18 protein-coding genes are annotated in these 14988 nt (G+C 59.6%); 6 read left to right on the top strand and 12 right to left on the bottom strand.

Features of this window, described 5'->3' with window-relative positions; translation table 11 throughout:
• Positions 1–61: 61 nt before the first annotated feature.
• Positions 62–907 carry a peptide chain release factor N(5)-glutamine methyltransferase gene (gene prmC / locus GOV53_RS00140; RefSeq protein WP_170463316.1) on the bottom strand — a complete coding sequence of 282 codons (846 nt, stop codon included), beginning with the start codon at positions 905–907 and terminating at the stop codon, positions 62–64.
• Positions 904–1959: a peptide chain release factor 1 gene (prfA, locus tag GOV53_RS00135; protein WP_170464516.1), complete on the bottom strand. Its 1056-nt coding sequence runs from the start codon at positions 1957–1959 to the stop codon at positions 904–906. Before prfA ends, prmC begins: the two co-directional genes overlap by 4 nt.
• 63 nt (positions 1960–2022) lie before the next feature.
• Here prfA and GOV53_RS00130 point away from each other — a divergent pair, with 63 nt between their 5' ends.
• Positions 2023–2310 carry a hypothetical protein gene (locus GOV53_RS00130; protein WP_170463315.1) on the top strand — a complete coding sequence of 96 codons (288 nt, stop codon included), beginning with the start codon at positions 2023–2025 and terminating at the stop codon, positions 2308–2310.
• Here the strand turns inward: GOV53_RS00130 and GOV53_RS00125 are convergent.
• The 4 genes from GOV53_RS00125 to GOV53_RS00110 all read right to left on the bottom strand — a co-directional run bounded on the left by GOV53_RS00125 (position 2251) and on the right by GOV53_RS00110 (position 5877).
• On the bottom strand, positions 2251–2658 hold the full coding sequence (locus GOV53_RS00125) for a DUF1499 domain-containing protein (protein ID WP_170463314.1): 408 nt from the start codon (positions 2656–2658) through the stop codon (positions 2251–2253). The two genes, GOV53_RS00130 and GOV53_RS00125, sit on opposite strands and share 60 nt — an antisense overlap.
• A 66-nt stretch (positions 2659–2724) precedes the next feature.
• The gene (gene speB / locus GOV53_RS00120) at positions 2725–3672 is read right to left on the bottom strand and encodes an agmatinase (RefSeq protein ID WP_170424315.1); all 948 of its coding nucleotides are present in this window, start codon (positions 3670–3672) and stop codon (positions 2725–2727) included.
• Positions 3673–3735: 63 nt separating this feature from the next.
• On the bottom strand, positions 3736–4701 hold the full coding sequence (speB, locus tag GOV53_RS00115; RefSeq protein WP_170424313.1) for an agmatinase: 966 nt from the start codon (positions 4699–4701) through the stop codon (positions 3736–3738).
• 12 nt (positions 4702–4713) lie between these two features.
• Positions 4714–5877: a M20 aminoacylase family protein gene (locus GOV53_RS00110; protein ID WP_170463313.1), complete on the bottom strand. Its 1164-nt coding sequence runs from the start codon at positions 5875–5877 to the stop codon at positions 4714–4716.
• A 66-nt stretch (positions 5878–5943) separates the two neighbouring features.
• On the opposite strand from GOV53_RS00110, the gene mazG reads away from it, so the two are divergent.
• The 3 genes from mazG to GOV53_RS00095 all read left to right on the top strand — a co-directional run bounded on the left by mazG (position 5944) and on the right by GOV53_RS00095 (position 8252).
• Positions 5944–6801, top strand: a complete 858-nt coding sequence (gene mazG, locus GOV53_RS00105; RefSeq protein ID WP_170464515.1) for a nucleoside triphosphate pyrophosphohydrolase — start codon at positions 5944–5946, stop codon at positions 6799–6801.
• 63 nt (positions 6802–6864) lie between these two features.
• On the top strand, positions 6865–7806 hold the full coding sequence (locus GOV53_RS00100) for a nucleoside hydrolase (RefSeq protein ID WP_170463312.1): 942 nt from the start codon (positions 6865–6867) through the stop codon (positions 7804–7806).
• Positions 7803–8252, top strand: a complete 450-nt coding sequence (locus tag GOV53_RS00095; protein WP_170463311.1) for a GNAT family N-acetyltransferase — start codon at positions 7803–7805, stop codon at positions 8250–8252. The genes GOV53_RS00100 and GOV53_RS00095 overlap by 4 nt, the downstream gene beginning before the upstream one ends.
• A 48-nt stretch (positions 8253–8300) precedes the next feature.
• Here the strand turns inward: GOV53_RS00095 and GOV53_RS00090 are convergent, their stop codons facing one another.
• The 6 genes from GOV53_RS00090 to GOV53_RS00065 all read right to left on the bottom strand — a co-directional run bounded on the left by GOV53_RS00090 (position 8301) and on the right by GOV53_RS00065 (position 12835).
• Positions 8301–8468: a hypothetical protein gene (locus tag GOV53_RS00090; RefSeq protein WP_170424306.1), complete on the bottom strand. Its 168-nt coding sequence runs from the start codon at positions 8466–8468 to the stop codon at positions 8301–8303.
• A gap of 177 nt (positions 8469–8645) precedes the next feature.
• Positions 8646–9158 (bottom strand): GNAT family N-acetyltransferase, encoded by a 513-nt coding sequence (locus GOV53_RS00085; protein WP_170463309.1) that lies wholly within the window; start codon positions 9156–9158, stop codon positions 8646–8648.
• Positions 9159–9206: 48 nt separating this feature from the next.
• The gene (gene eno / locus GOV53_RS00080; RefSeq protein WP_170463307.1) at positions 9207–10484 is read right to left on the bottom strand and encodes a phosphopyruvate hydratase; all 1278 of its coding nucleotides are present in this window, start codon (positions 10482–10484) and stop codon (positions 9207–9209) included.
• 144 nt (positions 10485–10628) lie between these two features.
• Complete coding sequence (locus GOV53_RS00075) at positions 10629–11510, bottom strand: DMT family transporter (RefSeq protein WP_170463305.1); 882 nt, start codon at positions 11508–11510, stop codon at positions 10629–10631.
• A 135-nt stretch (positions 11511–11645) separates the two neighbouring features.
• Positions 11646–12059, bottom strand: coding sequence for a Fur family transcriptional regulator (locus GOV53_RS00070; protein ID WP_170424298.1), 414 nt, complete (start codon positions 12057–12059; stop codon positions 11646–11648).
• Positions 12060–12130: 71 nt separating this feature from the next.
• Positions 12131–12835 (bottom strand): endonuclease/exonuclease/phosphatase family protein, encoded by a 705-nt coding sequence (locus tag GOV53_RS00065; RefSeq protein ID WP_170424296.1) that lies wholly within the window; start codon positions 12833–12835, stop codon positions 12131–12133.
• A gap of 210 nt (positions 12836–13045) precedes the next feature.
• On the opposite strand from GOV53_RS00065, the gene GOV53_RS00060 reads away from it, so the two are divergent.
• Together GOV53_RS00060 and GOV53_RS00055 are read left to right on the top strand one after the other, a co-directional pair.
• The gene (locus GOV53_RS00060) at positions 13046–13933 is read left to right on the top strand and encodes a DMT family transporter (protein WP_170463304.1); all 888 of its coding nucleotides are present in this window, start codon (positions 13046–13048) and stop codon (positions 13931–13933) included.
• Positions 13934–14015: 82 nt separating this feature from the next.
• Positions 14016–14987: a cation transporter gene (locus GOV53_RS00055; protein WP_170463302.1), complete on the top strand. Its 972-nt coding sequence runs from the start codon at positions 14016–14018 to the stop codon at positions 14985–14987.
• Position 14988 lies beyond the last annotated feature (1 nt).

The following is a 14988-nucleotide window of genomic DNA, read 5'->3' as shown; positions in this document are numbered from 1 at the left end:
TTGTCCAAAATTTCGCAGCTTTTTTACATCATTCGGCGCTTTTCGGCGTCAGGTTGCCACGTTACTGGGGCATTCTGGCAAAAACCACACGATCCCGACCATCCAAATCGGGGATGATCCGAGTGGCCGTCAAACCCGCCGACTCGAACAAGGCTGCGACACTGCGTCCCTGGGTTGGGCCGATTTCCACCAACAAACGCCCTCCGGGCAGCAAATAGTCCGGCGCACCTGCCGCGATATGGCGATATGCGCCCAGCCCGTCCCCCTCGTCCGTTAATGCCATGCGCGGCTCGTGCTCACGCACTTCGGGCGAAAGTGCGTCCATTTCGGACAGAGAGATATAGGGCGGATTTGAGACGATCAGGTCGAATTGAACCTCAACGCTTTCAAACCAGTTCGATTGCAAAATCTCGACGCGGCTTTGCACATGATGCTGCACCGCATTGGCGCTGGCCTGCAAACAAGCGGCCTCGCTCAGATCGACTCCCACGCCTGACGCACTGGTCCGTTCGGCAAGCAGTGTGATCAGGATACAGCCGGACCCAAGGCCCAGATCCAGAACATGGTCAAACGGCTCACTCAGCGCGGCTTCGATCAGCGTTTCGGTTTCGGGGCGCGGGTCCAACACATCGCGGCTTACGCGGAACCGGCGGCCATAGAACTCACGCTCGCCCAGCAGATGTGACACTGGCACACGGACGGCACGCAGCGCGATCAATTGATCATAGCGTTCTGCGATCTCGGGCGACAACTCCTCGGGCGCGATCAGGGTCACGCGGCTGGCCTCAATCCGTGCGGCATGGGCCAGCAGAACCCGAGCGTCCCGCGCAGGATCATCGACCCCGGCCGCCCGCAATCGCGCAGTGGCGGCCACCATCGCCTGTGCAGCGGTCAACGCCCCGATCATTGAGCCATCTCGGCCAACAGCCGCGCCTGATCGTCCGCAGTCAGCGCGTCGATCACCTCATCCAGATCGCCCTGCATCACCTGATCGAGCTTGTAGAGTGTCAGGTTGATGCGGTGATCCGTCATGCGCCCTTGCGGGAAGTTATAGGTCCTGATCCGCTCTGACCGATCCCCCGACCCCACTTGGCTGGCCCGGTCGGCGGACCGTTCACTGTCGATCCGCTGACGCTCCATATCGTAGAGACGCGTCTTGAGCACCTGCATCGCGATTTCTCGGTTGCGGTGCTGGGATTTCTCGGAACTCGTGACCACCAAACCCGTAGGTAGGTGCGTGATCCGAACCGCCGAGTCAGTGGTATTCACGTGCTGCCCGCCTGCGCCCGAGCTGCGCATCGTGTCGATACGGATGTCATTCGCGTCGATCTGGATGTCCACATCCTCGGCCTCGGGCAGAACCGCAACCGTCGCGGCCGAGGTGTGAATCCGCCCACCGCTTTCGGTTTCGGGCACGCGCTGCACCCGGTGCACGCCGGATTCGTACTTCATCCGGGCAAACACATTCTCGCCTTTGATATGGGCCACGACCTCTTTGATCCCGCCCAGATCCGAGGACTGCTCCTCGATGATCTCAAACCGCCATCCGCGCGCCTCGGCATAGCGCTGGTACATGCGTAGCAGATCGCCCGCGAACAGCGCGGCCTCGTCCCCGCCGGTTCCGGGGCGGATTTCCAGCATTGCCGGGCGCGCGTCCGCTGCGTCCTTGGGCAGCAAAGCAAGCTGCAAGGCATGTTCAGCATCGGGGATGCGGGTCTGCAGAGTAGGGATTTCTTCTTCGGCCAGTTCCTTCATGTCGGGATCGGCCAGCATCGCCTCGGCTTCGGCCAGATCAGCCACCAGCTGCCGCCACGCCATGATCTGATCGACCACCGGCTTGAGGTCGGAGTACTCTTTGGCCAGCGCAGCGATATCCCCGCCCGAGGCGCCATCAGCCATGGCGGCTTCGAGGTACTGGAATCGCTGGGTTATCTGTTCAAGGCGTTCTTCGGGGATCATCCCGGCGGTGTCTATCAATCCGGGCCTTTGGTCAAGGGCCGTCCCTGTGCTAAGCTGCCGCGCATGAGACGATTGATCCTTGTTCTGACCCTGTTCACAACACCCGTAATGGCCGATGTAGTAGGCCCCGGAGGCAAGGTTCAGGACTGCTATTGCACCGACAAATCCGGCGCTCGCGTCGAACTGGGCGAGATGATCTGCCTGCAAGTCGATGGCCGCATGTTCATGGCGCAATGCCAGATGTCGCTGAACGTACCCATGTGGCGCGAGGTACAGGAGGGCTGCTTGTTCTCAGGGCTGCAGCAGAGCAAGCCACCCCTCAACACGAGCGCGGTTTACCCCAAAATCTGAGCGCCCAAAGCGAAGGCGCGCGTAGATACGCAGGTTGTCGCCGTCCTGCTGGGCGGTGGTGTAGTCGGGAAAGGCAATCACTTTGGTTCGCGTGATATAGGTGATCATCCCCTCACCGACCGAACCGGCCAGAACTGACGTGCGCGGCGTGTCGCGTGCAATTGCGTCCAGTTTTGCCAGGCCGTCCGGCCCGGTCTCGACCACGCGAACGGCCCCTCCTTCGAGGTCGCGGTTCTGCTCACCGACCGGAGCCACGTGCCATTTCGCCGGGTCTGAGGGAGCGAGGCGGATATACGCCCCCAGCAGAATAACCGCACCAATACCAAGCCAAAGCGCTATCATCTTCATCCCAATCCAGTCCCTTTGGGAAAGAATATCCCGGGCGACCGGTTGAGCAAGCCGCCTTGAACCTGCCTACCGCGACGTCACACCCGGCAGGATGCACAACAGCTCGAACAACAGGTTCGCTGCCGTTAACGCCGTGTTCCCAGACGGGTCATAAGGCGGAGAAACCTCGACCAGATCGCAGCCCACAACGTTCACCCCCGCCAGCGCATGGATCAGTTGTAAGGCTTGCGGGGTCGTCAGCCCTCCGATCTCGGGCGTACCGGTGCCGGGGGCATAGGCCGGGTCGAGACTGTCGATGTCATAGGTGATGTAGACCGGGTGATCGCCGATCGTCTTGCGGATCTGCGAGCCGATCTCGGTCAGGTTCTGCTGCCACAGTTCCCATGCGGGAAACTGGCGAAAGCCCCAATCGCGGGCCTCAGAGAAATCGCTCGCCGCATAGCCCGAGCCGCGGATGCCGATTTGAAACGTCTTTTCCGGGACGATCAGCCCCTCTTCGTAGGCGCGGCGAAAGACCGTGCCATGAGTCTCACGCTCTCCAAACATCTCGTCATTGACGTCCGCATGCGCATCTACATGCACCAGCGCGACCGGCCCGTGTTTGCCTGCAATGGCCCGCAGAATAGGCAGGGTGATCGAATGATCGCCGCCCATCGCCACCGGGATAACTGCCTGATCAAGAATGGCGTCATAGCTTTCCTTGATGATCTTCAGACTATCCGCCAGTGAGAAGGTGTTGATCGCCAAGTCTCCGATATCTGCGATCTGCAGACTGTCGAAAGGTGCTGCGGAATTGGCCATGTTATAGGGCCGGATCATCGCGCTTTCGCTGCGGATCTGCTTTGGGCCGAACCGTGTTCCCGACCGCCAAGAGGTACCGATGTCCATCGGAATACCCAGCACGGCCACATCCAGACCGGCCAGAGACTCCGCCTGCGGCAATCGCATGAACGTATTCGGCCCGGAAAACCGGGCCAGATCATTGCCGCTGATCGGTTGGTTAAAGTCAGTCATGCCCGTATGTCTCCCGTCCGGTCTTTTGGTTAACGTGATACCGGAAAGATGGCTAACCAAAGGTTAAGGCAGCAGCTTGTTCCACCCCAAAAGGCAAATGATCTGCGTCGCCACATGCGCGCCGGCGATTGCCGTTGCGCCCGAGGTGTCATAGGGCGGAGAAACCTCGACCACGTCCCCGCCCTTGATGTTGATGCCCGCGATGTCGCGCAGGATGATCTGCGTTTGGATCGAGGTCAAACCACCCCAGACGGGCGTGCCGGTGCCGGGGGCAAAGGCCGGGTCCAGACCGTCTATGTCGAAACTCAGATACACGGGGCTGTCGCCAAGAATGCCCTTGATCTTTTGTGCTACGGCAGCGGGGCCGGACTCGTAGACCTCGCGCGCGTCAATGATGTTGACGCCCAGCGTGTCCTCATTGGTGGTCCGAATACCCACCTGAACCGAGCGTTTAGGGTCCACGATTCCCGACTTAACCGCCTTGTAGAACATGGTTCCGTGGTCGACGCGGGACATGTCATCGTCGGCCCAGGTGTCCGTGTGCGCATCGAATTGCAGCAGAGACATCGGCCCGTATTTCTCGGCATAGGCCTTGAGGATCGGAAAGCTGATATAGTGGTCGCCGCCCAGCGTCACCGAGGCGACATCCGCGGCCAGAATCGTGCGGATATGATCGGTCAGCGTGTCGGGAAAGGCCGGGATATTGGCATAGTCATAAGCCATGTCGCCATAATCCACGATCGCCAACTCGCTCAGCGCATCAAAGGGCCAGCCATAAGGCGCATCCGGGGATTGCAGCGCACTGGCCTCGCGGATTGCGCGCGGTCCCAGACGGGTGCCAGGGCGGTTGGTTACCGCCTGGTCAAACGGTACGCCGGTTACGGCAATATCCACGCCGCTCAGGTCTTTGGTGTAGAGGCGGCGCAGGAACGAGGTCGCACCGCCAAAGGTATTTTCGTAAGATAAACCCTTGAGATCAGGGTTGGTGAACGCCTCGTCCACCTGGTTCTTTGCGTCTTCCAGTGCCATTCTTTCCCCTCGTCAGCCCAGCGGCTGCGCTTTTTCGACAATCCGCGCAAAGAAGGACGCTCCGACCGGCGCGATGTCGTCGTTGAAGTTGTATTTTGGATGGTGAAGCCCGGCGCTGTCACCCTGCCCGACAAACAGATAGGCACCGGGACGGGATTGCAGCATAAACGAAAAGTCCTCGGCCCCCATCATCGCGTCGATATTGGCGATGACCTGCGTATCTCCGGCAATATCGCGGGCAACCTCTGCCGCGAACTCCGTCTTGGTCGCGTCATTGATGGTGGCGGGGTAGTTAACCTCGTAGTCCAGCCGCGCTTCAACGCCATAGGATTGCGCCTGCCCTTGCACGATCTGTTCCATCCGCTTCATCACCATCTTTTGGACCGTTGGATCGAAGGTGCGCACCGTACCGTTGATATATGCCGTGTCCGGGATCACGTTGTTCACGGTTCCGGTGTGGATTTGAGTGACCGAAACGACCAGATCATCCAGCGCATAGTTGTTGCGGCTCACGATGGTCTGAATCGCCTGTGCGATGCCACAGGCCGCCATCACCGGATCGCGGGTCTCATGAGGCATGGCTCCATGGCCGCCGACACCTTGGATATGAACCTCGAACGTGTCTACCGCCGCCATGATCGGGCCCGGCGTGGTGTGGAATGACCCTTCGGGAAGACCCGGCGCGTTGTGCAATGCGTAGATCTGAGAGATGTCGAATCGGTCCATGATCCCCTCATCGACCATGATGCCTGCGCCACCGCCTTCTTCTTCGGCGGGTTGAAAGATCAACGCGACACGGCCGCGAAAGTTCCGCGTCTCGGCCAGATAGCGTGCCGCACCCAGCAACATCGTCGTATGCCCGTCATGGCCACAAGCGTGCATCTTGCCGGGATTGGTCGAGGCGTACGCGACCCCCGTCTCTTCGGGGATGGGCAAAGCATCCATGTCCGCGCGCAAGCCGATCGTTGGCCCCTCGCCCTGCCCGTTGATGATGGCGACGATGCCGGTCTTGGCAATGCCTTCATGCAACTCGTCTACTCCGAACTCGCGTAGGCGGTCCGCAACAAAGGCCGCCGTCTCATGGCATTCGAACTCCAACTCGGGGATCGTATGCAGGTGCTGGCGCCATGCGGCCATATCGGCTGAGTAATCGGCAATTCGGTTGACGACGGGCATCTGGGGTGGACTCCTGATCGGGACTGCGGAATGGATGCATCTGACACCGGAACGAAAGGGTTCGCAATGGCCGAAAATCCTCTGATCCATGACAGCGACGCTGGTATCGAGCGCCTGTTGGAAATCATGCGCCGCCTGCGCGATCCTGAATCCGGTTGTCCGTGGGACATCGAACAGGATTTTTCGACCATCGCGCCCTATACGATTGAAGAGGCCTATGAGGTTGCCGACGCGATCGAGCGCGAAGCCTATGATGAGCTGAAGGGAGAGCTGGGCGACCTGCTGTTCCAGTCGGTCTTCCACGCGCAAATGGCTGAAGAGGCTGGACATTTCACCTTTCAGGACGTCGTCCGCACCATGTCGGACAAGATGGTTGCCCGTCACCCACACGTGTTTGGCGACGAATCCCGCGACAAGTCTGCTGAACAGCAAACGCTGGATTGGGAAACGATCAAGGCAGCAGAACGCGCCGGCAAGGAACAGAAGGGCGCGCTGGACGGTGTGGCAGCAAACCTGCCCGCCCTGTTGCGCGCGCACAAACTACAGAAACGCGCCGCCCGTGTGGGATTCGACTGGCCGGATGCCAGCCATGTTCTGGCCAAGATCACCGAAGAAGCCGCCGAATTGGAAGAAGCCCGCGACAACATGGACGTCGACGCGCTTGAGGATGAATTCGGCGATCTGTTGTTCGTGATGGTTAATCTGGGCCGCCACCTTGGCATCGAACCCGAGGCCGCCCTGCGCCGCACCAACGCCAAGTTCACGCGCCGTTTTGAACAGGTCGAAGCACGTCTGGCCGCCCGTGGAAAAACGCCTGCGCAAAGCGATCTGGCCGAGATGGATGCCTTGTGGGACGAGGTGAAAACTGATGAGCATCGCGCCAATGGCAAACTCCCGCCTGTGGATGCCGCAACCGGGGCCTGAAACCGCTGGACAAGTGCAGCGACACTTGCGAGTGTCCGCGCTTCAAGACCCCGGAGGCAAAGCATGGCACCGCGCAAAATAATCATCGACACCGATCCCGGACAGGACGACGCTGTCGCCATCCTTCTGGCCCTGGCCAGCCCCGAAGAGATTGATGTTCTTGGCATTACCGCCGTTGCTGGCAACGTGCCGCTGGAACTGACCGCCAAGAACGCGCGGGTCGTTTGCGAACTGGCTGGTCACACGCACATCCCAGTTTACGCCGGATGCGACCGCCCGTTGAATCGACCGCTGGTGACAGCTGAGCATGTACACGGCAAAACCGGGCTGGACGGCCCCGTACTGCCCGATCCTGAAATGCCACTGGCCGAGGGGCATGCGGTGGACTTCATCATTGAAACCTTGCGCGCGCACGACCCCGGCACGGTGACGCTGTGCCCGCTGGGGCCGCTGACCAACATTGCGACAGCGTTCCGCAAAGCACCCGATATCGTCGACCGGGTTCCGGAAATCGTTCTGATGGGCGGGGCCTATTTTGAGGTTGGGAACATCACCCCGGCTGCTGAGTTTAACATCTACGTCGACCCGGAAGCCGCTGATATCGTGTTTAAATCCGGGGCGCATATTGTTGTGATGCCCTTGGACGTAACTCATGACGCGCTGGTCACACCGCACCGCAATGATGCGTTCCGGGCGCTGGACAGCAAAGTTGGACATGCTGTGGCGGAAATGACCGACTTCTTCGAACGCTTCGACAAAGAGAAATACGGCTCGGAAGGCGCGCCGCTGCACGACCCTTGCGTCACCGCCTACCTGATCCGACCCGAGCTATTCTCGGGCCGTCACATCAATGTTGAGATCGAAACCCAGTCGGAATTGACGCTTGGCATGACCGTGGCCGACTGGTGGCGGGTCACTGACCGCGCGCCAAATGCCATGTTCATGGGTGATGTTGACGCCCAAGGGTTCTTTGACCTGCTCACAGACCGGCTGGCCCGACTATGAGCGCCGCCCTACGCCTGGCCCGCCCCGAGGATCTGGACCGATTGATGGGCCTCGTGACCGCGTTTCACAGCGAAGCGCAGATCGCGCAGGACAGGGATCAGACTCGCAACGCGCTGGCCCCTTTGCTTGATGGGATCCCCCATGGGTGCGTCTACCTGGTCGGCCCGGGGCGCGCGCCCCTGGGCTATGTCATCCTGACCTTCGGCTGGTCGGTCGAGTTTGGCGGCATGGACGCGTTCGTGGACGAGATTTACATCCGCCCCGCCGTCCGCGGCCGTGGCATTGCCACCGAAGTTCTTTTGGATCTGCCCAAAGCGCTGGCCGAGGCTGGCTTGACAGCCCTTCACCTCGAAGTTGATCGCACCAACGAAACTGCGCAGAAACTGTACCTGCGCACCGGGTTCAAACCGCGCGATCGCTATGTGCTGATGAGCCGTAAGCTCTGAAACAGATCGGTATTCAAGGGCGTCGCCGCCCTTCCCCCCGTGGAAGCCCTAACGGGCTTCGCCGCGATACATGTAAGTTGGCGATTGCATTTCCAGAACCGGGTCACTTGCAGAAACCGGCGCGCCGGTAATCGGATAGGTGCCCGGCCCCGCACAGGCCGCCAAAAAAACAGTGCTGATCACTGAAGCTACGAGAAGGAATTTCGAACCAGTCATGGCGTTCTCCTTTTCTGTAATGCAGTCAGGATACGTGACAGCGGGGTCCGGCAAATAGGGAAAAGTTCACACATAATCGAATTTATGCTATTTATTTGCGGCTAAAATTGATTTCTTGAGAAAAATCAAAGCCGAACAGCACGATTTTTTTTGGGTGTTCTATGGGTTTTTTGCAGTTTACCTGCGCAGATGCATCTCAAAAAACACCAGTGTGTCTTTGGCAATCTCCGGAATTTCAAAATACGCGTCGCGGAATTTGAACCCCATCGAAAGGTACAAGCGTATTGCCGCTTCCAATGGTTTTCCGGTGTCCATGCGAATGAAATCGAAACCCTGCTTGCGACACTGATCAATTAGGGATGTCATTATCGCGAAGCCAGCCCCCGTCCCTCGGGCGGCATCACTCACAAAGACCCTTTTGATTTCGGCGACGCCTGGCTCGATTGTCCGAAACATGCCGCACCCAATGGCATCGCCATCCTTGAGCGCCAGCCTCACGCCTCCGTCGGGCACCGCATGCTCGACTTCGATCTCCCCCATCAGCCTGTTGTAGACATCTTCGGGATAATAGGTTTTTGCAACGCGCACAGACTTCTCGTCCAGCGTCATCAGAAAATCGCGGTATTCCCAACACAAACGCCGAACCTCATCAAATTGGTCGGGCGTCTTGGCTTCAATAATGTCCAACAAAACATGACCCTCAAAAAACACTTGAGGACCAGTTTAGCAGTGTTGCCATCAGTTGCGAAGAATCGAAGCCCCTGCGTATTCCGCGACCTCACCCAACGACTCTTCGATACGGATCAGTTGGTTGTACTTGGCCAACCGGTCCGACCGCGCCAGCGAGCCGGTTTTGATCTGACCGCAGTTGGTCGCAACTGCCAGATCGGCAATGGTGGCGTCCTCGGTCTCGCCCGAGCGGTGGGACATTACGTTGGTGTAACGGGCACGGTGCGCCATATCGACGGCGCGCAGGGTTTCGGTCAGCGAGCCGATCTGGTTCACTTTGACCAGCATCGAGTTTGCACAACCGCGCTCGATCCCTTCGGCCAGACGTGCCGGGTTGGTCACGAACAGGTCGTCGCCGACCAGTTGCACCTTGTCGCCGATCATGTCGGTCAAAGCTTTCCAGCCGTCCCAGTCGTCCTCGGACATGCCGTCCTCGATCGAGATAATCGGGTAGTCTTTGACCAGAGCGGCCAGATATTCGGCGTTTTCCTCGGAGGTCAGCGAGATGTTCTCGCCCGACAGAACGTATTTGCCGTCCTTGTAGTATTCGGTCGCGGCGCAATCCAGCGCGAGGTGGATTTCTTCGCCCGGCTTGTAGCCTGCCTTTTCGATGGACTGCAGGATGAAATCCAACGCTTCGCGGGTGCTGGCGATATTCGGGGCAAAACCGCCTTCGTCGCCGACACCGGTGGCCAGACCGGCCGCTGACAGCTCGCGCTTCAGCGTGTGGAACACTTCGGATCCCATGCGCACGGCTTCGCGGATATTCGCGGCCGAGGTCGGCATGATCATGAATTCCTGAATGTCGATCGGGTTATCCGCGTGCTCGCCACCGTTGATGATGTTCATCATCGGAACCGGCAGAACACGGGCCGAGGTGCCGCCCACGTAACGATACAGGGGCTGCGTGGTGAAATCCGCGGCGGCTTTGGCAGTTGCCAGCGAGACACCCAGGATCGCGTTTGCGCCCAGACGACCCTTGTTCTCGGTCCCGTCCAGTTCGATCATTGCGCCGTCGATGGCCACCTGTTCGGTCGCGTCATAACCGACCAGTTCCTCGGCGATTTCACCGTTCACGGCGGCCACGGCCTCTAGCACACCTTTACCCATGTAACGCGACTTGTCGCCGTCGCGTTTTTCCACCGCCTCATAGGCACCGGTCGACGCGCCCGAAGGAACAGCGGCGCGGCCCATGGTGCCGTCTTCCAGGATCACGTCCACTTCGACCGTAGGATTACCCCGGCTGTCCAGGATTTCGCGTGCGTGAATGTCGATAATAGTGCTCATGAGGCCCGTCCCTATGGCTGAATTCATTGCATGCCTCATAGCATCACGCGGCCAAAAGTAAACCGGTGATGTTACCGCTAACAGGTATATTCACCAACCTTTAGGGCTAACAGCCTTCTGTTTGCGCAAACGTGCGACGATCCGTCAGGCCGCAACCGCCACCGCCTGGGCCAGGCGGCGTTCGCGCAAGAAGGTGTACATACCCGATCCGATAATCAGTGTCGCACCCGCAATCGTCATCATGTCGGGACGTTCTCCGAACATCATCATGCCTGCCGCAATCGAAAACACCAGACGGGTATACCGGAACGGCGTCAGGGCCGAAGCCTCTCCGATCCGCATGGCCGTCACGATGGCGTAATAGGCCAGAACGCCAAAGCCGATGGCGCCCAGATATGGCCCCACATGCGCGGATTGCAGAGGAACCACAGACTGGCCCGAAAACACCATCAGGGCCGCACCGGCCAATGCAATGGCCAGGTAGGCTTGCAGGGCAACAACGGAAGAGGCGACGCGTGCATCCAGCTTGCGCGTGATCAGGTCGCGGGCGGCAATCGCAATCACGGTGGCCACAACAAACAGGGACTCGGGCTGGAATCCGGCCAAACCCGGGCGGATGATCATCAGAACGCCAATGAAACCGACCCCGATAGCGCTCCACCGCCGCCAACCAACGGTTTCGCCCAGGAACAGAGCAGCGCCCATGGTTACAGCCAATGGCATGGCCTGAAAGACTGCCGCAACGGTGGACAGATCGACCAGAGACAGCGCGGTGACAAAGGTCACGGCACCAAGCGCCTCGGCCCCGGCACGCAATAGCGGCAAGGGTTTCCACGCCAGCGGATCAAAGATGCGTTTACGGGTGACCAACGACATGCCCGCAAACACAAGGCCGCAGACCACGCCAAGGATGATCATGATCTGACCGGTCGAGACACTGGCCGACAGGTGCTTGATGAACATATCCTCAAGCGAGAAGGCTGCCATCGAGCCGACGATCAGCAAAATGCCGTGTACGTTATTCATGCGCGTGTCCGTAGGGTTGGGCCGATAAATCCAGGCCGTTGCCTCACAGAAACCGTATCATCCGCGACGTCGCAAGCGATATTGCGACATGTTTCATGAATTGCCGTGCGGCCATCAATCGCGTTTCGTAATGGATCAGTCCTGTTCCAGCGGAACGCCGTACAATTCCAACCGATGCCCTTTCAGCCGATACCCCAGCTTGGCCGCGATTTTTTCCTGCAGGGCTTCGATCTCGGGGTCCACGAACTCGATCACCTCGCCCGACTGCATGTCGATCAGATGGTCGTGATGGTCACGTTCGGCGTCTTCATATCGCGCGCGGCCGTCGCCGAACTCCAGACGCTCAAGAATCCCGGCCTCTTCGAACAGCTTCACGGTCCGGTAAACCGTCGCGATCGAGATGCCCGCATCCACTTCTGATGCGCGGGCATAGAGCTCTTCCACGTCCGGGTGGTCATCGCTCTGCTGCAACACCTGAGCGATCGTGCGGCGCTGCCCCGTCATGCGCAGACCTTTGGCTTCACAACGGGCGATGATTGTGTCGGACATAGTGACCCTCAAAGTAGTTCGGGCCTCTGTCTTAATACGTCTGCTTCGCTGGCGCCACAGAGGAATTGCGCTCAGGCCACCCGCCGCAGGTCAGCCCAGATCGGCAGATGGTCGGATGCGATATGCGCAGGTCGCGCGCTATGGACGCCGTGCACCACTGCCTCAAGGCCTTCGCCCAGCGCGATCCGATCCAACGCGCCCAACGGCTGAGCGGCGGGAAAACTGGGCACCGGCGGCAGAAAGCGCATGTCAGGGGCCAGGTGATCCAGCACCGGCTGGCGCGACCATTCGTTGAAATCCCCGGCCCAGACGGTGGGCATGTCGTCCAGTTCTTCGTCACACCGGCGCAGCTGATGGATCTGCTGCCGCCGGGAGGCAGGCAGAAGACCCAGATGCATGCCCATCACGCGCAGCGGGCCGATCTGGGTATCAAACTCAACCCGAACCGCGCCGCGCGGTTCGAACCCCGGCAGATCGTGATGTCCGGTCTGACGCACGTCGATCCTGTCGCCGCGCCAGATCACGGCATTTCCGTGCCAGCCCAGACTGCCTGCGCCCCCCAAATCAACGATTTCCCAGCCTGCCTCATCCAGCATGAAATGCGGAAGGGCAGCGGGTCGCGGTGGCAACCTCTTGTCGGCCTCTTGCAGCACGACAATATCGGCCTGCATGCTTTCGATCACCTGCAGAATACGCTGTGGCTGACGGCGAAAGTCCAGCCCAACGCATTTCTGGATGTTATAGCTTGCGATCCGCAGGGTTGACGTAGGCGACATAAGGTTCCGATCAAATCACTGACCGCCAAAGTGCCACGCTTGTGGCCGGGCGCAACCCCCCAGTGTGCCGCATGCGCGTCCTGCCGCGGATTGAACCAAGGCGTTGCTGCACAAAATTCAGGCAAGCGATGCGTGTATGAACGCGATGCTTGATCCTCGGGCCGCCGATACTCTATCCCGGCAGTACGCGGTCTCACACCCGGAGCACCAATGGTTTCCAGCGACACAATCTCGAACAACCGTACATGGGCCAGTCTCGTTCTGGTGATCGGTGGAATGATGTGGGGTCTTTACTGGATCCCCGTGCGCTTTTTCTATGATCTTGGCTTGACCGGACCCTGGCCGGGGATCGCAATGTACAGCGTCGCGCTGTTGGCGCTGGTTCCATTCATCTGGAAAGAGCGTGGAACACTGGCCTTGCAATGGCGGGATCTGGTGTTCAGCGGGATGTTCACCGGTGCGGCTTTCAGCCTTTATTCCATCAGCCTTGTCTATACGGACGTGGTGCGGTCAATCCTTCTGTTCTACCTCACACCGATCTGGGGCACGATTCTGGGGCGCGTGTTCTTAGGCGAACGCCTGAGCGTTGGTCGCCTTGCGGGTCTTGTCTGCGGCGTCGGCGGCTTGTTCGTCGTGCTGGGAGGATCTGGCGGTATCCCCCTTCCACAGAACATAGGCGACTGGTTGGCGCTGGCCTCGGGGATAAGTTGGGCGCTGGGGACACTGGGGCTGTACAGGACCAGCACGATCTCAGCCTCAGGTCAGGTCTTTGCCTTTGTCGCAGGCGCGCTGATCCTGTCTCTGCTCAGCCTCACGGTCCTGCCTGAACCCGCGTTGCCGGCCCTTGCCAAGGCCGATCTGGTCTGGACCCTGCAGTTCGTTCTGCTGTCTGCGTTCTACACCTTACCCATGGTCTTTATGACAATCTGGCCCGCCACCAAGCTGTCCCCTGCCCGCGTCGGCCTGTTGCTGATGAGCGAAGTGGTCGTGGGTCTGGCCTCAGCCGCTGCGTTTGCCGGCGAACCCTTTGGCCTGCGCGAACTTCTCGGAGCGGTGCTGATCGTCTCAGCCGCAGTCCTCGAAATCCTGCGGAACTAACGAAAGCGCTCTGCACATATTGGACTAGGCCCCGCAAACAGGTATCTGTTCGGGTGTTTGATGCCATATCAGGACGTTACCCATGTCGATGCCAACCGCAGACCGCAGAAAACAGCTGGAAGGGCGCGCGCTGATCGTCGCGATGATCGGCAATCTCTTCATGGGTGCGGCGGGTATTCTGGCCGGGGTTCTGTCCAATTCAAACGCGATCATGATGGATGGCTTGTTCTCGCTGGTGGGGTTTGGGTCGGCTTTGCTGGGCCGTCAGATCAGTTTGCGGATCGACGCGGGCCCCGACAAGCGCCGGCCCTTCGGCTATGCAGCAGATGAAGCGATCTTTTCCACTTTCCGCGCGCTCTCGCTGCTAGGTCTGGTGCTGTTTGCTATCACCAACGCGGGCAAGAACATCTACAGCTACTACAATGGCATGACGCCTGAGCCGCTGATTTTCGGCCCTATGTTCCTCTACTTTGCCTCGATCGGTCTGACCTGCCTGCTTTTGTGGGCGTTTCACTTTTTCACCTGGCGCAAGACCGGTAAAACCAGCGCGATCCTACGGCTGGAGGCCAAAGCATCGCTGTTCGACGGGCTGTTCACCGCCGCCGCAGGGATTGGCCTTGGTGCCATCTACCTGTTTCGTGACGGAGCACTCGCGGCTATTGCGCCCATAGGCGACTCGATCATCGTGCTATTCCTGTGCTTGCTGGCCATCGGGTCTTATCTACGCGACTTCCGAGGCGGATTGGGAGAGCTGGCCTATGCCACGGCCAGCCCGGTCCTTCTGGCCGCCGCCCGCCGCGCCTTGCGTCCTGCGATCACCGAGGATGGTGGCGCGTTGCGGGATATGTCCGTAACCAAACAAGGCCGCACCGTTCTGATTACGGTCTACTATAACCCGCTGCGCGCGATCACCGCCGATCAGGTCGACACGCTGAACCTGCGCATGATCGCAGATGCGCGACAGGCTATCGACGGTGCGGACGTGTATCTGATGATCTCGCAATACGCCCGGCGCTGGCCGGATGAGATTAATCCCTATCGTGACGAGGTTTGAT

The sequence above is a fragment of the Ruegeria arenilitoris genome (assembly GCF_013035315.1).
In the GTDB taxonomy this organism is placed as follows: domain Bacteria; phylum Pseudomonadota; class Alphaproteobacteria; order Rhodobacterales; family Rhodobacteraceae; genus Ruegeria; species Ruegeria arenilitoris_D.
This window is presented reverse-complemented; position numbering and strand designations above follow the sequence as displayed.

Excerpts from the sequence above, each read along its gene's own strand:
- speB (WP_170424313.1), bottom strand. The coding sequence starts at position 4,701 with ATGGCACTGGAAGACGCAAAGAACCAGGTGGACGAGGCGTTCACCAAC.
- GOV53_RS00060 (WP_170463304.1), top strand. The coding sequence starts at position 13,046 with ATGGTTTCCAGCGACACAATCTCGAACAACCGTACATGGGCCAGTCTC.
- GOV53_RS00125 (WP_170463314.1), bottom strand. The coding sequence starts at position 2,658 with ATGAAGATGATAGCGCTTTGGCTTGGTATTGGTGCGGTTATTCTGCTG.
- GOV53_RS00075 (WP_170463305.1), bottom strand. The coding sequence starts at position 11,510 with ATGAATAACGTACACGGCATTTTGCTGATCGTCGGCTCGATGGCAGCC.
- GOV53_RS00130 (WP_170463315.1), top strand. The coding sequence starts at position 2,023 with ATGAGACGATTGATCCTTGTTCTGACCCTGTTCACAACACCCGTAATG.
- eno (WP_170463307.1), bottom strand. The coding sequence starts at position 10,484 with ATGAGCACTATTATCGACATTCACGCACGCGAAATCCTGGACAGCCGG.
- speB (WP_170424315.1), bottom strand. The coding sequence starts at position 3,672 with ATGACTGACTTTAACCAACCGATCAGCGGCAATGATCTGGCCCGGTTT.
- GOV53_RS00095 (WP_170463311.1), top strand. The coding sequence starts at position 7,803 with ATGAGCGCCGCCCTACGCCTGGCCCGCCCCGAGGATCTGGACCGATTG.
- GOV53_RS00070 (WP_170424298.1), bottom strand. The coding sequence starts at position 12,059 with ATGTCCGACACAATCATCGCCCGTTGTGAAGCCAAAGGTCTGCGCATG.
- GOV53_RS00090 (WP_170424306.1), bottom strand. The coding sequence starts at position 8,468 with ATGACTGGTTCGAAATTCCTTCTCGTAGCTTCAGTGATCAGCACTGTT.
- GOV53_RS00055 (WP_170463302.1), top strand. The coding sequence starts at position 14,016 with ATGTCGATGCCAACCGCAGACCGCAGAAAACAGCTGGAAGGGCGCGCG.
- GOV53_RS00100 (WP_170463312.1), top strand. The coding sequence starts at position 6,865 with ATGGCACCGCGCAAAATAATCATCGACACCGATCCCGGACAGGACGAC.
- prmC (WP_170463316.1), bottom strand. The coding sequence starts at position 907 with ATGATCGGGGCGTTGACCGCTGCACAGGCGATGGTGGCCGCCACTGCG.
- mazG (WP_170464515.1), top strand. The coding sequence starts at position 5,944 with ATGGCCGAAAATCCTCTGATCCATGACAGCGACGCTGGTATCGAGCGC.
- GOV53_RS00110 (WP_170463313.1), bottom strand. The coding sequence starts at position 5,877 with ATGCCCGTCGTCAACCGAATTGCCGATTACTCAGCCGATATGGCCGCA.
- GOV53_RS00065 (WP_170424296.1), bottom strand. The coding sequence starts at position 12,835 with ATGTCGCCTACGTCAACCCTGCGGATCGCAAGCTATAACATCCAGAAA.
- prfA (WP_170464516.1), bottom strand. The coding sequence starts at position 1,959 with ATGATCCCCGAAGAACGCCTTGAACAGATAACCCAGCGATTCCAGTAC.